At 72.6% G+C, this 13832-nt stretch carries 14 protein-coding genes; 5 read left to right on the forward strand and 9 right to left on the reverse strand.

Going from position 1 to position 13832, the window contains the following annotated elements; genetic code table 11:
* Positions 1-18: 18 nt before the first annotated feature.
* A complete protein-coding gene (locus JJI54_RS19125) occupies positions 19-969 on the reverse strand; it encodes an ArsR/SmtB family transcription factor (protein ID WP_203074647.1) in 951 nt (316 codons plus the stop codon).
* A 39-nt stretch (positions 970-1008) separates the two neighbouring features.
* Between JJI54_RS19125 and JJI54_RS19130 the strand changes: the two genes are divergently transcribed.
* On the forward strand, positions 1009-1380 hold the full coding sequence (locus tag JJI54_RS19130) for a hypothetical protein (RefSeq protein WP_203074648.1): 372 nt from the start codon (positions 1009-1011) through the stop codon (positions 1378-1380).
* Positions 1381-1478: 98 nt separating this feature from the next.
* Here JJI54_RS19130 and JJI54_RS19135 read toward each other — a convergent pair whose 3' ends face one another.
* The 6 genes from JJI54_RS19135 to JJI54_RS32790 all read right to left on the reverse strand — a co-directional run bounded on the left by JJI54_RS19135 (position 1479) and on the right by JJI54_RS32790 (position 8618).
* Positions 1479-2156 (reverse strand): hypothetical protein, encoded by a 678-nt coding sequence (locus tag JJI54_RS19135; RefSeq protein ID WP_203074649.1) that lies wholly within the window; start codon positions 2154-2156, stop codon positions 1479-1481.
* A gap of 2 nt (positions 2157-2158) precedes the next feature.
* Entirely contained in the window at positions 2159-3574 is a 1416-nt protein-coding gene (locus tag JJI54_RS19140) for a TRAP transporter large permease (RefSeq protein WP_203074650.1), read from the reverse strand.
* A gap of 18 nt (positions 3575-3592) precedes the next feature.
* Entirely contained in the window at positions 3593-4276 is a 684-nt protein-coding gene (locus JJI54_RS19145; RefSeq protein WP_203074651.1) for a TRAP transporter small permease subunit, read from the reverse strand.
* Positions 4277-4333: 57 nt separating this feature from the next.
* The gene (locus tag JJI54_RS19150; protein WP_203074652.1) at positions 4334-5455 is read right to left on the reverse strand and encodes a TRAP transporter substrate-binding protein; all 1122 of its coding nucleotides are present in this window, start codon (positions 5453-5455) and stop codon (positions 4334-4336) included.
* A gap of 121 nt (positions 5456-5576) precedes the next feature.
* Positions 5577-6395, reverse strand: coding sequence for a ferredoxin--NADP reductase (locus tag JJI54_RS19155; protein ID WP_203074653.1), 819 nt, complete (start codon positions 6393-6395; stop codon positions 5577-5579).
* A gap of 153 nt (positions 6396-6548) precedes the next feature.
* Positions 6549-8618, reverse strand: coding sequence for a methyl-accepting chemotaxis protein (locus JJI54_RS32790; RefSeq protein ID WP_203074654.1), 2070 nt, complete (start codon positions 8616-8618; stop codon positions 6549-6551).
* 275 nt (positions 8619-8893) lie between these two features.
* On the opposite strand from JJI54_RS32790, the gene JJI54_RS19165 reads away from it, so the two are divergent.
* The 4 genes from JJI54_RS19165 to JJI54_RS19180 all read left to right on the forward strand — a co-directional run bounded on the left by JJI54_RS19165 (position 8894) and on the right by JJI54_RS19180 (position 11707).
* Positions 8894-9589, forward strand: coding sequence for a GNAT family N-acetyltransferase (locus JJI54_RS19165; RefSeq protein ID WP_203074655.1), 696 nt, complete (start codon positions 8894-8896; stop codon positions 9587-9589).
* Positions 9590-9659: 70 nt separating this feature from the next.
* Positions 9660-9830, forward strand: coding sequence for a hypothetical protein (locus JJI54_RS19170; protein ID WP_203074656.1), 171 nt, complete (start codon positions 9660-9662; stop codon positions 9828-9830).
* A 77-nt stretch (positions 9831-9907) separates the two neighbouring features.
* On the forward strand, positions 9908-11104 hold the full coding sequence (locus JJI54_RS19175; RefSeq protein WP_318987535.1) for an amidase: 1197 nt from the start codon (positions 9908-9910) through the stop codon (positions 11102-11104).
* Between the two features lie 84 nt (positions 11105-11188).
* Positions 11189-11707 (forward strand): GNAT family N-acetyltransferase, encoded by a 519-nt coding sequence (locus JJI54_RS19180; RefSeq protein WP_203074658.1) that lies wholly within the window; start codon positions 11189-11191, stop codon positions 11705-11707.
* A 27-nt stretch (positions 11708-11734) separates the two neighbouring features.
* Here the strand turns inward: JJI54_RS19180 and JJI54_RS19185 are convergent, their stop codons facing one another.
* Both JJI54_RS19185 and JJI54_RS19190 read right to left on the reverse strand, forming a co-directional pair.
* The gene (locus JJI54_RS19185) at positions 11735-12118 is read right to left on the reverse strand and encodes a hypothetical protein (protein ID WP_203074659.1); all 384 of its coding nucleotides are present in this window, start codon (positions 12116-12118) and stop codon (positions 11735-11737) included.
* A gap of 142 nt (positions 12119-12260) precedes the next feature.
* Positions 12261-13832: a sigma-54-dependent transcriptional regulator gene (locus JJI54_RS19190; protein ID WP_203074660.1), complete on the reverse strand. Its 1572-nt coding sequence runs from the start codon at positions 13830-13832 to the stop codon at positions 12261-12263.

Consider the following 13832-nt stretch of genomic DNA (forward strand, 5'->3'; position numbering starts at 1 on the left):
TCTCAGCGGATGGTCAGGTCAGAGGGCGATGGCGTGCGTCGGCTGGGCGAAGCCGGCGACGCGCCGGGCAGGCCAGAGCCGGACGGCCAGCGGCCCCGGGACCTCGATGGGGGAGGAGAGCGTGCAGCCGGCGGCACCCAGCCAGCCGGCGATGGCGGAATCGTCGAAGCCCGGCCAGCGATGCGCATGGCGCTGCAGCAGGTCGGCCCGCCCATGCGGCGCCAGATCGGCGATGATCAGCGTGCCCTCGGGGTGCAGCACGCGGGCGGCTTCCGCCACCGCGGCGGCCGGATCCTCCGCGTAGTGCAGCACCATCTGCAGCGCGACGGCGTCGAAGGCGCCATCGGCGAAGGGAAGCCGGTACATGTCCGCCTGCCGCACCGCGGCGCGGTGGGCGATGCCGCGCTCCGCGATGCGCGCGCGGGCCAGCGCCAGCATGTCCCGGCTGGCATCGACGCCGAGCGCCCTTTCCACCCGGTCCGCCACCAGCTCCAGCAGCCGCCCCGTGCCCGTGCCGATGTCGAGCAGCGCATCCGCCCGCGGCGGCAGCAGGCTGACCAGCGCCTGTTCGATATCCCCGGCCGGCAGGTCCAGCGCCCGCAGCTCGTCCCAATCCATGCCGCCCTCCCGGAAGGCGGCGGAGGCCGCGCGGGCGCGCTCCGCCGCGATGCGCGCCGCGGCGCGGCGATCGGCGGCCAGGCGGGGGTCATCCTCCGGCAGCCGGGCCAGGATCATCCGCGCCACGCCGGCATCGCCGGGCAGCTGGAAATAGGCATTGGCGCCCTCCGGCACCCGCTCCAGCAGCCCGGCCTCCACCAGCAGCTTCAGGTGGCGGGACAGGCGCGGCTGGCTCTGCCCCAGCACGTCGCAGAGGTCGCTGACGCAGAGCGCGCTGCGCGCGCAAAGCGCCAGCAGGCGAAGCCGGGTCGGCTCGGCAGCCGCGCGGAGTTGCGTCAGAAGGTCGTCCATGGCTTGCAAATGACATAAACATATCCTTATGTCCAGTGCATGGCATGGTCCCTCGACGCGCGAATCCCCCTCACCCTCCTGCCCCCGGGCGGGGACCTGGCCGCATGGCTGGCCAGCGGCAAACCCGCGGCCCTGCTGGCGGAAGCCCCGCCCGAGCCGCTGCCCCCCAACGCCGTGGCCCAGGTGAGCTTCGACCCGACAGGACCCTCCCACGCCGCCTCCTGCAGCTGCTGCGCCGGACGCAGCGCGGCGGCGGCGGCACTGGACCGGCTGTTCCAGGCACGGGTGCGCGGACAATGCAGGTGGTTCGACCGCGTCGTGGCAGTGGTGGAGACGGAGACCGCGCGGGCGGAGGTGGAAGCGGCACTGCGGGAGGATGCGGTGACGAGCGCGCGGTTCAGGAAGGCGTAGCAGGGGGACGCCGTCCCCCTGCACCAGCCTGGCACGCAGGGGGACGCCGTCCCCCTGCACCCCCTGCCAGGGTCCGGCGGGACCCTGGACCGCGGGGACTAGGCGATGACCGCTTCGGCGGCGCCCAATCCGCTGATGGACACGCGCAGCGCGCCAGAAGCGGGCACCGCATCACCCAGGCCAGCCACCACCAGCAGCGCGCCAGCCGGCAAGCCACCCCAGCCGCGCGCAACCTCGGCCGCCTCGGCGAACAGCGCCGCGAAGTCGAAAACCTCGCCCCGGCGGCGATGGCCGGCCGGGCCGATCGCCACGCGCACCGGCGCCTCGGGCATAGCCCTGCCGCGCCCCGCCACCACCAGGCCCAGCCGCGCCAGGTCGGCCGTCAGCGCCAGCCGCTCCGTGGGCGCCTCGGTGAAGCGGGTGGAGGACAGGTCGATGGCCGGATGCACCCGCGCCAGCACCGGCGGGCCCTCCCCCAGCGCCTCCGCCAGCACGCCCACCACGGCGGCGCTCGCCACCCCATGGCGCAGCATCCCGGCGGCGATGGGCGAGCCGGAGGGCACCAGGCGCCCCTCCACCATCGGCCCCGCCACATCCAACCCGCGCAGCACCCGCAACCCGCAAGGCGTGATGCGGAGCGATTCCAGCACGGCGGCCGCGATCTCCTCCGCCTCCGCCAGGCTGGCCGGCGCCAGGCCCTCCGGCAGCGCGGCCAGCGGATTGCCGGTCTCGACCGCCTCCGCCAGCCAGCGGGCGGCGCCCTCGATATCCGTCACCATCAGTTCATCGAGGGGAGGCGCACTTCCTCTTCCTCCTGGAACCCGCCGGCCGGCGGCGCATCCAGCGCGGTCGGCGCGGCGGAACCCGCCGGCGCGCCGGAATACAGCGTCTCCGGCAGCCAGGTGACGAGGGCGGGGAACATGTAGACCATGCCCATGCAGAAGACGACGATGTAGATGAAGGGCATGCAGCCCTTGAAGATATCCTCCAGCTTCACGTGCGGCGGCGCCACGCCCTTCAGGTAGAAGGCGGCCATGGCGACGGGCGGGCTCAGGAAGCTCGTCTGCAGGTTCAGCGCGACCAGGATGCCGAAGAACAGCGGGCTGACGCCGAAATCATCCAGCAGCGGCAGGAAGATCGGCACGAAGATCACGATGATCTCCGTCCATTCCAGCGGCCAGCCCAGGATGAAGATGATGACCTGCGCCAGCAGCATGAAGGTGAAGCTGTTCAGCGGCAGGGACTTCACGAACTCCTCCACCACCGACTGGCCGCCGAGGTAGCCGAAGACGGAGGAGAAGATGTAGCTGCCGACGAACAGCCAGCAGACCATCGCGCTGGTGCGCGCCGTCAGGAACACGCTTTCCTTCAGCTTCTGCCAGGTGAAGGCGCGATAGGCGATCGCCAGCAGGATGGAGCCCAGCGAGCCCATCGCCGCCGCTTCCGACGGCGTGGCCAGCCCCATGATGATGGAGCCGAGCACGGAGGCGATCAGCAGCGCCAGCGGCAGGAAGGATTGCGCCAGCGCCAGGAAGATCTTCAGAACCGGGACGTTGCGCTCCTCCGGCGGCAGGCGCGGCGCCATGGACGGCTTGAAGATGCCCACCCCGATCGCGTAGGCGACGTAGAGCAGCGCCAGCGAGATGCCGGGGATGAAGGCCGCGGCATAGAGCTGCACGACGGAAACGCCCGCCGTCGCGCCATAGAGGATCAGCATGATGGAGGGCGGGATGAGGATGCCGAGGCACCCGCCCGCGCAGGTCACGCCGGCCGCGAGCTTCGGGTCGTAGCCCGCGCGCAGCATGGCGGGGAAGGCCAGCAGCCCCATCAGCGTCACCACCGCGCCGACGATGCCGGTCGCCGTCGCGAACAGCGCGCAAGTCACCAGCGTCGCGACCGCCAGGCTGCCCGGCACGCTGCCGGAAGCCAGCTGCAAGGACCGGAACAGCCGGTCCAGGATGTTCGCGCGTTCGATGATGTAGCCCATGAAGACGAAGAGCGGCACGGAGATCAGCACGTCATTCGCCATGACGGCGTAGGTGCGCTGCACCAGCAGGTCGAAGACCCGGTCCTGCATGCCGAGGTAGCCGAAGAACAATCCCATCGCCATCAGCGTGAAGGCGATGGGGAAGCCCAGCATGATGAAGAACAGGAACAGCAGAAGCTGCGTGAGCCCAAGCGCGGCGTCACTCATGGTCAGGTATCCCGGGGATCAGGAATGGGGGTGACGCGGGGTGGGGTCCTGGGAGGCAGGGCCTTGCGCGGATTGAACGGCGCCGAGCACCGCGGCTTCGCCGCCGCGGGCCATCTCGGCGGCCAGCGCCTCGGCGCCCTTGGCTTCCGCCGCGGCCAGGATCTGCTTGTCCAGCTCCTCCACGTCCGACAGGCGCTGCGGCCATTCGCCGGTGCGGATCGCCTGCACGCAGCGCACGGTCTCCACCAGCCCCTGCAGCAGCAGCAGGAAGCCCACCAGCGGGATGAGGAACTTGAAGGGCCAGATGATCGGCCCGTTGGGGCTGAACATGCTGCGCTCGTTCTGCGCCATGCTGTCGGCGAAGAAGTGCCAGCCGGAGATCATGAAGGCGAAGATCGCGGGGAAGAAGAACAGGATGTAGAGGGTGACGTCGAACTTGGCCTGCAGCGCCGGGCTGAAGTTGCGGTACAGGAAGTCGCCGCGCACATGCCCGTTGCGCGACAGCGCATAGGCCCCCGCCATCATGAACAGCGTGCCGTACAGCATGTAGGCGACGTCGTAGCCCCAGGTGGTGGGGGCCGCGAAGAACCGGCGGGCGCAGACGTCATACACGATGACGCCGGTCAGCAGCAGGATGCACCAGGAGAAGATCTGGCCGACCAGGGTGCTGAGGCGGTCGATGCCGAGGAGGATCTGCTGCACGGCGTGCAAGTCTCCGGAATGAAAGCGCCCCGGCCTTGCGGCCGGGGCGCCACCCGCTCAGCCGCGGGCGAAGAAGTGGTTGTAGGACACGGCGGGCGATGCCGTGGCCCGCAGGAAGAAGGCGCCGACGCGGCGGCACCAGTCCCGCTGGCTGTCGCAGACCTTCTTGAAGAAGGGATCGGCCTCGTAGCGCGTCAGCACGCCGTCCCAGGCGCGCAGCTGCGCATCCAGGATGGAACGCGGGGTGGCGCGCACCTGCACGCCCTGCTGGCTCGCCATCGCCTGCAGGTCGCGGGGGTAGCGGTCCATCGCCTTCCACAGCATGTCGGAGGAAGCGGCCTCGGCCGCGATCTTCAGCACCTGCTGGAGTTCCTGCGGCAGCGCCTCCGCCTTCTGGCGGTTGAACAGCACCTCGAAGGATTCGACGGGCTGGCCGAAGCTCTGCAGCATGTAGTTCTTGGCCACGTCCGGGAAGCCGAGCAGGCGGTCGGAGGACGGGTTGTTGAACTCCGCGCCGTCGATCACGCCGCGCTCCAGCGCCGGCACGATCTCGCCGCCCGGCAGCGACACCACGGCCATGCCGAGGGAGGTCGCGACATCGGCGTTCAGGCCGACGGTGCGGTAGCGCAGGCCGCGCAGCTGCTCCGGGTTCTCGATGTTGTTGCGGAACCAGCCCAGCGGCTGGCAGGGCATCGGGCCGGTCAGGTAGCCGATGGCATTCGCCCGGACGATGCCGTGCATCAGCTCCCGGTACAGCGCCTCGCCGCCGCCATGGTAGAACCAGCCGAGGAACTGGTTGGCATCGCCGAACCAGGGGGCGGAGGTGCCGAACAGGCTGAAGGCCGGGTTCTTGCCCCACCAATAGGCCGTCACGCCATGCCCGCCATCCAGCGTGCCGGCGGAGACCGCATCCAGCAGCTGGAAGGCGCCGACCACGGCACCCGCCGCCAGCAGCTCCAGCCGCAGCCGGCCGCCGGAGAGGGTGTTCACGCGGCTGACATAGTCCTGCGCGAATTCATGGAAGATGTCGCGCTGCGGCCAGGTGGACTGGAAGCGCCAGGTCACGGTCTGCGCCCGGCTGACATTGGGGGTGGCAAGCACCGCGGTGCCCACCGCGCCGACGGCGGCGGCCTTGAGCAGCCCACGGCGGGCAGGCACGGACTTGGTCGTCTCGGTCATTGTTTCCTCCAGCGGGACGCCCCTCGCTCAGCGAGTCAGGCACCCGGTTGCTCCCTGATGTCCCATTACGGAAGCCGCGAGGAAACTGCAATGGCCGGTATACCCGGCGCCCGGCTGGTGCCTATTTCGTCACGAAGGCTTTCTCCACGACATAGGTGCCGGGGCGGTTGTTGGCCCCTTCCTCGAACCCCCGGGCTTCCAGCAGGGTCCGCATGTCGGCGTTCATCGCCTCGCTGCCGCACAGCATCACGCGGTCCGTGGCCGGGGAGATCGGCGGCAGGCCCAGCTCCTCGCAGATCCGCCCGCTCTCCAGCAGCGTCGTGATCCGCCCCTGGTGGATGAAGGGCTCGCGCGTCACGCTCGGGTAGTAGGTCAGCTTCTCCCGCACCAGCTCGCCCAGCAATTCGTGGTCGCGCAGGCCCTCGATCAGCTCCCGGTAGGCCAGTTCCGCCACCTGCCGCACCGTATGCGCCAGCACCACCCGGTCGAAGCGGTCATAGGTCTCGGGGTCGCGCGCCAGGCTCATGAAGGGGGCGAGCCCCGTGCCCGTGCCGCACAGCCACAGCGTGCCGCCCGGCGCCAGGTTCTCCGGCACCAGCGTGCCCGTCGCCTTGCGGCCGATCAGCACCCGGTCGCCCGGCCGGATGTGCTGGAGGCGGGAGGTCAGCGGCCCGTCCTGCACCTTGATGGAGAGGAATTCCAGGTGCTCCTCCCAGGGCGGGCTCACCATGGAATAGGCGCGCACCAGCGGCTTGCCCTCCACCACCAGCCCGATCATCGCGAACTGCCCGGCGCCGAAGCGGAATTGCGGGGTGCGCGTGCAGGTGAAGGAGAAGAGGCGGTCCGTCCAGTGATGGACGGTCAGGACTTCCTCCAGGGTGAAGCCGGGCGGGGCCACCGGCAGGGTGGCGGTGTCGGGGGTGGAATCGCGGGTGCTCATGGCGCCTAAATGCGCTGGACCGGCCCACCCTGCAACGTGAAAGCCCGGCCTTCCCGGCCCCGGCGGGACCCGGCGGGAACCCGGCGGGACCCGGCGCCCCGGGGGGGGGGGGCCGCCGCCCCGCCCCGGGCCGCCGCGCCGCCCGCGCGGCGCTCAGGCGGCGCGGATGCCGGCCAGGAAGCCGTCGATATCCGCCCGCAGCGTCGCCGAATCGGCCGATACCAGCTGGATCGTCGCCAGCATGTCGCCGGTCGCGCCGCCCATGGCGTCCGCCGCCGCCGTCACCGCCCCCGTCTCCCGCGACACCGCCTCGGTCCCGCTGGCGGTGCGCTGGATGCTCGCCGCGATCTCCCGCGTCGAGGCGCCCTGCTGCTCCACCGCCGCGGCGATGGTGGTGGAGACCTCGTTCATCTGGGCGATCCGCTGGGCGATGCCCTGGATGGTGGCCACGGCCGCCCCCGTCGCGGCCTGGATCTCCCCGATCTGGCCGCTGATCTCCTCCGTCGCCCTGGCGGTCTGCGCGGCCAGGCTCTTCACCTCGCTCGCCACCACCGCGAAGCCCTTGCCCGCCTCCCCGGCCCGCGCCGCCTCGATCGTCGCGTTCAGCGCCAGCAGGTTGGTCTGGTTGGCGATGCCGCTGATCAGCCGCACCACGTCGCCGATCTTCTGCGCCGCGGTCGCCAGCCCCTTGACGTTCGCATTGGCCGCCTCGGCCTCGTCCACCGCCTCGCCGGCCATCAGGCTCGCATTCCGCACCTGGCGCGACACCTCGGCGACCGAGGTCGTCAGCTCCTCCGTCGCCGCCGCCACGGTCCGCACCTCGCCGCTCGCCTGCTCGGCCGCGGCGGCGACATTCGCGGCAAGCTGGCGGGTCTCGCCGCTGGTGCCGCCGACGGTATCGGCCGCGCGCGCCATGGCGGCGGTGGAGGCGCCGACCCGGCCGAGCGTGTCGTTCACCGCGCGGTCGAAGCGCTGGATCAGCCCCTCCATCGCCGCCACGCGCCGCTGCCGCGCCTCCTCGGCCGCCGCGCGCTCGCGCTGCACCTCCCGCGCCTCCAGCGCGTTGCGCTTGAACACCTCCAGCGCCCGGGCGAGTTCGCCCACCTCGTCCCGCCGCGTGGCATGGGGCACCGGCGTGTCCAGCCGGCCGCCCGCCACCTCCCCCATCGCGGCGGTGATGCGTTCCAGCGCCACCAGAACGTGGCGGCGGAACAGCCAGGCGCCGATCACCAGCGTGGCCAGCGCCGCCGCGGCCAAGCCGGCCACGAGGAGGAGCTGCATCCGCGCCGCCTGCAGCGATTCCTGGCCGATCCGCCGCATCTCCGCGATCGCCGCGTCGCGCAGCCCGAACATGACCGCGGCGGCCGAGACGCTGCGGTTCCAGCCCGCGACGTCGCCGGTGAAGCCGCGCCCCGCCCGCGCTTCCGTGCTGACCTGGTCGAAGAAGCGCTTGGCCTCCGCCACCCCGGCCATCGAGGTCTCGTAGGCCTGGCGGATGGCCGGCGGGCGCGTCTCGGCCATGGCCGCGGCGCGCAGGCGCGCGGCGGTCAGGTCGAAGGCCCCGCGCCCGGCCTCGGACCGCGCCAGTTCGTCCGGCGTGATCGGCCGGTTCTGCCGCAGCGGCCCGCCCACCGGGATGATGTAGCTCGACAGCGCCTCCCGCAGGTCGAGCACCGATCGCGCCAGGCCGGCCATGTCGCCGATCCGCGCATCGGCGGCGATCACGCGCTGCTCGACGATGTTCATCGCCTCGTTCAGCGGGGCCTGCATCCGCACATTGCTGCCCGACAGCGCCGGCTGGGCCGGCAGGCGTTCCGCGGCCGGGCGGGGGATCATCGCATCCACCTCCGCCCGCCAGGACAGCAGGTTGCGCTGCAGGGCCTCATAGGCCGCCGCGACGCCGGGCGGGATCGCCTCCCCCGCCGCCGCGATGCCGGCGCGCGCGCCCAGCACGCGCTCATCCAGCGTGCGGCGCGTCTCGGCCAGCGCCGTGCGGTCCGCGGCCGCGGGTTCCGCCACGCCGAGCACGCGCGCCATCACCGCCCGCTCCTCCGACATCATTTCCGGCACCACGAGCATCGTGGCCAGCGCCTCCCCCAGGGCGGAGGCCGTGCGCGTGCGCTGCAGGTCGCGCCAGCTCGTCGCCAGGACGGCGGTGCTGACGCCGACGACCGTGACGGCAACGGCCGCCAGCGCGCCGGCGACGATGTGGCGTATCTGCATGGAAGCAACCTCCCTGATCGAAGCACGTCGCCCGCCCCGCGCCGGTTGCCCCGGCGGGGGAAGGGAACGGGTCGGCCGGGCGGCGCCATCGCGCGCGGGGGCCTGCCCGGCCGCGGCACGCGGTCCTGCCCGGGGTGGGGCTCGCCGCCCCGCCCACGCCACCCATCCTGGTGGCACCTGCTACGCCAGGCTGGTTAAGCCGCGGTTCAGACCAGCCCGTTTTCCGGCTCGCCGCCCCCCTTGCCTTCGGCCGGAAGCGCCCCGAGGCTACCCGCATGGACAAGCCCTCCCCGCCGGTCGGTCCGGCCGTCGATGCCACGCCCCGCCCCCTGCCCGCGCGCATCCCCCATGCCGGCCGCGCCGTGACGCTGGAGCCGCTGGCCATCCGCCATGCGGCCGAACTCTGGGATGCCGCGCAGGCCGATGCCGCCGGCGATGGCTGGGCCTATATGGGCTACGGCCCCTTCGCCGATGCCGCGGCGATGCGCCGCCACGTCGCCGCCTTCGCCGCCCAGCACGACCCCATGGCCTGGGCGATCCGCCCGCACAGCAGCGGCGCCGTCTCCGGCTGGCTGACGCTGATGGAAATCCAGCCCGCCAACGCGGCGATCGAGATCGGCCACATCTGGTTCTCGCCCCGCCTGCAGCGCACCCGCGCGGCGACGGAGGCGATGTTCCTGCTGATGCGCCACGCCATGGACGATCTCGGCTACCGCCGCCTGGTGTGGAAGTGCAACGCGCTCAACGCCCCCTCCCGCGCCGCCGCCGCGCGGCTCGGCTTCGTGGAGGAGGGGACGCTGCGCGCCCATCTCGTGGTGAAGGGCCGGCGGCGCGACACCGCCTTCTATTCGATCCTGGAGGATGAGTGGCCGGAGCGCCGCGCCCGCATCGCCGCCTGGCTGGACGATGCGAACTGGGACCATGCCGGCCGTCCGCGCGGCTCCCTCTCCGCCGCCATGCGGGGGGGCTGATCCACTTCCCGCTCGAAACTGACGCGGCCGTCATGTATCCTCCACCCGCCATCGGCAGGGGAGAACGACCATGACGCAGCTCTCATCCGTCATCGATTTCGGCGACGTCGCCGCCTGGGGCCTCATCGTCGCGATCGCCGTCTTCGCGGTCGCCATCCGGCGCATGCCGATGGGCGGCGCGGTGGCGCTGGCCGCCCTGGCCGCGCTCGCCGCCAAGTCGGTGATGATGCCGCTGATCTGAGGCACCGCCCACCGGTTGCCATCCCGCCCGGCCTGCCGCACGCTTCCCCCGTTTCGGATCGGATGCGGAGACGGGCGGTGCCGGGCGATATCGAGGACAAGGTCGGCGCTTTCGTGCCGGGACCCCGCTTGGAGATCGCGGGGGCGGCGGCGGGGCCCCTCGCCGGGCTCGGCTTCGCGGTCAAGGACCTGTTCGATGTCGCCGGCGCCGGCACCGGCTACGGCAACCCCGACTGGGCGCGCACCCATGCGCCCGCCGCCGCCACCGCGCCCGTCGTCCTCTCCCTGCTCCAGGCCGGCGCCAGCCTGCGCGGCAAGACCAAGACGGTCGAGCTGGCCTATGGGCTGACGGGGGAGAATGTCTGGCAGGGCACGCCCATCAACCCCGCGGCGCCGGACCGCTTCCCGGGCGGGTCCTCCTGCGGCTCCGCCGCCGCCACCGCGGCCGGCCTCGTCGATTTCGCGCTGGGGTCGGATACCGGCGGCTCCGTCCGCATCCCCGCCAGCTATTGCGGCCTGTTCGGCATCCGCCCCTCCTGGGGTGCCGTGAACCTGACGGGCGCCTGCCCCCTCGGCCCCAGCTTCGACACCGCCGGCTGGTTCGCCGCCCGCGCCTCCATCCTCCGGCGCGTGGGCGACGTGCTGCTGCCCGGCGGTGGCGAAGGCGCGCTCGGCCCGCTGCTGAAGGTGCAGGAAGCCTGGGTCAACGCCGTGCCGCAGACCGCGACGGCGCTGGTCCCGGCGCTGGCGGGGGCGGAAAAGGTGCTCGGCCCGGCGCTGTCCATCCATGTCGCGCCGGAAAGCCTCGACCAGCTCTTCGAGCATTTCCGCGCCGCCCAGGCGGAGGAAGCCTGGGCCAGCCTCGGGTCGTGGATCGAGGCGGTGAAGCCCGCCTTCGGCCCCGGCGTCGGCGAACGCTTCGCCGCCGCCAAGGCGACGGACCCCGCCCGCGCCGCCGCCGCCCGCGCCTTCCGCGACGCCTTCCGCACCCGCATCCGCGCCCTGCTGGCCGGCGGCGCGGTGCTGGCCTACCCCACCTCCCCCATCCCCGCCCCGCACCTGACCGCCAGCGCCGACTCCCAGCAGGCGATCCGCGAACGCACCATGGGCGTCACCGCCATCGCCGGCCTGGCCGGGCTGTGCGAGGTGACGATCCCCGCGGCGAAGGTGGATGGCGCGCCGGTCGGCCTTTCCCTCGCCGCCGCGCCGGGGCGGGACCGCGCCCTGCTGGCGGTGGCGGAGAGGGTGGCGGCGGCGCTGCACCTGCCCGTCTGAACCGGCATGCCTGCGCGGCTTGCCCCGGCCCGGGCCGGGGCCTAATCCCCCCGTACCTTCTCGCCAGGGATAAGCCGCGACGCCATGCTGATCCGTGACGCCAGGCCTGCCGATGTGCCGGCCATCACCGCCATCTACGCGCACCACGTCGCCGTCGGCACCGGGACCTTCGAGGAGGAGCCGCCGGGCGAGGCCGACATGGCCGCGCGCATGGCGAAGGTGCAGGGCGCGGGCTGGGCCTGGCTGGTGGCGGAGCTGGACGGCACCGTCATGGGCTACGCCTATTTCAACCAGTTCCGCGACCGCTCCGCCTACCGCTTCGCCGCCGAGGATTCGATCTATGTCCGCGACGACGTGCGCGGCCAGGGCGTGGGCAAGGCGCTGGTGGAGGCGCTGCTGGCCCGCGCCACCGAATGCGGCTTCCGCCAGATGTTCGCCGTGATCGGCGATTCCGAGAATGTCGGCTCCATCGGCCTGCATGTCTCGCTGGGCTTCCGCCAGGCGGGCGTGCTGAAGGCGGCCGGGCTGAAGTTCGGCCGCTGGGTCGATGTCGTCTTCATGCAGCGCGCGCTTGGCGAGGGCGACCGCACCACCCCCGCCTGACGCCCTGCCCTCGGGGCAGCCGCGCCGCTACCGCAGCGCGTGCACCAGCAGGACCAGCCCGTCCAGCAGCCACAGCGCCAGCGCCAGCGCCGCCACGCGTTCCGCGTGCCAGATCAGGCGTTGGCGCATGACGGCGGCGATCACCTCGCCCCGCCGGTGGTCGGGCAGCTCATCCGCCACCCGGTGCCCCGCCGCCAGCGCCCACAGCTCGCTGTGCCGCATGTTGCGGCGCGGCGCGCGATGCGCCTGGATCAGCAGGCCGAGCAGCGTGGCCGCCGCCGCCCAGGCGCCCATCCGCAGCGCCAGCGCCAGGTCGAAGGACAGCGACAGCATCAGCGTCGCCGCCGCCAGCCCGGCAAAGCCGAGCGCCCTGCGGATGACGTAGTCGGCCAATGCGCTGAGCTGTTCCATGCTGCGATGCTCCCCACCGGGCGATCTTGCCATGCGGTGGGCACCGGCCGTCCAGAACGAATCGCGCCAATGCCCGCCGCCGGGCAGCCATCCTGCCGCCCGCCGCCACTCTGGCCGGCGCGCACTGCCAAAGCGTGAACCGCTACCGCGGTTCCTCCGCCCGCCAGGCCTGCAATTTACGATAGATGGTGGAGGGGTTGATCCGCAGGACGGAGGCCGCGCGCGGCACGTCCTGCCCCAGCTGGTCCAGCGCCGCCAGGATGTAGCGCTTCTCCACCTCCGCCAGCGGCTGGAAATCCTCGATCCGCGCCGGCGGCACCCAGGCGGGCGCCGGCGGCTCGGGCTCCGGCAACGATGCCAGGACGGGGGGCGCCGGCGGGGGCGGTGGCGGCGGGGGCGGCGGCGGCAATTCCTCCGGCTCCGGCCAGGCCTGCGGCTCCAGCCGCGTCACCACCGCGACCGGCATGGCCGGGGCGGGCGCCGGCACGGGCATGGGCATGGGCACGGGCATGGGCGCCGCCGGGCGGAGCGATCCCAGGCGCAGCAGCATGGGCGGCAGCATCGCCGCCTCCACCCGGTCGCCGTCATGCAGCACGACGATGTTGCGGATCACGTTCTGCAGCTGGCGCACATTGCCGGGCCAGGGATAGGCCATCAGCGCCGCCTCCGCCTCCCGCGCGAAGGCGCGGAAGCGCTTGCCTTCCTCCTTCGCGAAGGCCGCCAGGAAGTGCCGCGCCACCAGCGCCACATCGGCGCCCCGCGCGCGCAGCGGCGGCATCTCCACCGGCACGACATAGAGGCGGTAGTACAGATCCTCCCGGAACCGCCCGGCCTCCACCTCCGCCCAGGGGTCGCGGTTGGTGGCGGAGACGAAGCGCACATCCCCCTTCTCGGGCCTGGAGGCGCCGACGGGCTGGTAGCTGCCCGTCTGCACGAAGCGCAGCAGCTTCACCTGCATGTCGAGCGGCAATTCGCCGATCTCGTCCAGGAACAGCGTGCCCCCATCCGCCAGCTTCGCCGCCCCGGCGCGGTTCTCCGTCGCCCCGCTGAAGGCGCCCTTCACATGGCCGAAGATCTCGCTCTCCAGCAGGTCGCGCGGGATGGCGCCGCAGTTCAGCGCGATGAAGGGCCCGGCGCGGCGCGGGCTCGCGCGGTGCACCGCCTCCGCCGCCAGCTCCTTGCCGGTGCCGCTCTCGCCCGTGATGAAGACGTTGGCCTTGCTCGCCGCGACGCTCTCGATGGTGCGATAGACCGCCTGCATGGCGGGCGATGCGCCGATGAAGCCGTGGAAGCGGTCGCGCGACAGCTGCGCCTTCACCTCCCGCAGCTCCGTCGCCAGCGCGCGCTTCTCCAGCGCGTTCTGCAACGTCACGGTCAGGCGCGTCTTGGCGTAGGGCTTGACGATGAAATCGACCGCGCCCTCGCGCATCGCCTCCACCGCATGGTTCACGCTGCCATGCGCGGTGACGACGATGATGGCGGTCTCGATGCCCGCGGCGCGCAGCCGGCGCATCGCCTCGAAGCCCGAGAAATCGGGCAGCTCGATATCCATCAGGATGGCGTCGGGCCGCCAGGCCAGCGTCTGTTCCACCGCCGCCGCGCCGGTCTCCGCCACCCGGATCTCATGCCCGAGGTCGCGCAGCAGCGCGCGGGCGACCTCGGCCTGGGTGGGCGTATCCTCGACGATCAGGACGCGCGCGGCGGCCCCGGCCAT

The sequence above is a fragment of the Falsiroseomonas ponticola genome, assembly GCF_016805305.1.
Lineage (GTDB): Bacteria > Pseudomonadota > Alphaproteobacteria > Acetobacterales > Acetobacteraceae > Falsiroseomonas > Falsiroseomonas ponticola.

Excerpts from the sequence above, each read along its gene's own strand:
- JJI54_RS19125 (WP_203074647.1), bottom strand. The coding sequence starts at position 969 with ATGGACGACCTTCTGACGCAACTCCGCGCGGCTGCCGAGCCGACCCGG.
- JJI54_RS19130 (WP_203074648.1), top strand. The coding sequence starts at position 1,009 with ATGGCATGGTCCCTCGACGCGCGAATCCCCCTCACCCTCCTGCCCCCG.
- JJI54_RS19140 (WP_203074650.1), bottom strand. The coding sequence starts at position 3,574 with ATGAGTGACGCCGCGCTTGGGCTCACGCAGCTTCTGCTGTTCCTGTTC.
- JJI54_RS19150 (WP_203074652.1), bottom strand. The coding sequence starts at position 5,455 with ATGACCGAGACGACCAAGTCCGTGCCTGCCCGCCGTGGGCTGCTCAAG.
- JJI54_RS19155 (WP_203074653.1), bottom strand. The coding sequence starts at position 6,395 with ATGAGCACCCGCGATTCCACCCCCGACACCGCCACCCTGCCGGTGGCC.
- JJI54_RS32790 (WP_203074654.1), bottom strand. The coding sequence starts at position 8,618 with ATGCAGATACGCCACATCGTCGCCGGCGCGCTGGCGGCCGTTGCCGTC.
- JJI54_RS19165 (WP_203074655.1), top strand. The coding sequence starts at position 8,894 with ATGGACAAGCCCTCCCCGCCGGTCGGTCCGGCCGTCGATGCCACGCCC.
- JJI54_RS19170 (WP_203074656.1), top strand. The coding sequence starts at position 9,660 with ATGACGCAGCTCTCATCCGTCATCGATTTCGGCGACGTCGCCGCCTGG.
- JJI54_RS19180 (WP_203074658.1), top strand. The coding sequence starts at position 11,189 with ATGCTGATCCGTGACGCCAGGCCTGCCGATGTGCCGGCCATCACCGCC.
- JJI54_RS19185 (WP_203074659.1), bottom strand. The coding sequence starts at position 12,118 with ATGGAACAGCTCAGCGCATTGGCCGACTACGTCATCCGCAGGGCGCTC.
- JJI54_RS19190 (WP_203074660.1), bottom strand. The coding sequence starts at position 13,832 with ATGGCCGGGGCCGCCGCGCGCGTCCTGATCGTCGAGGATACGCCCACC.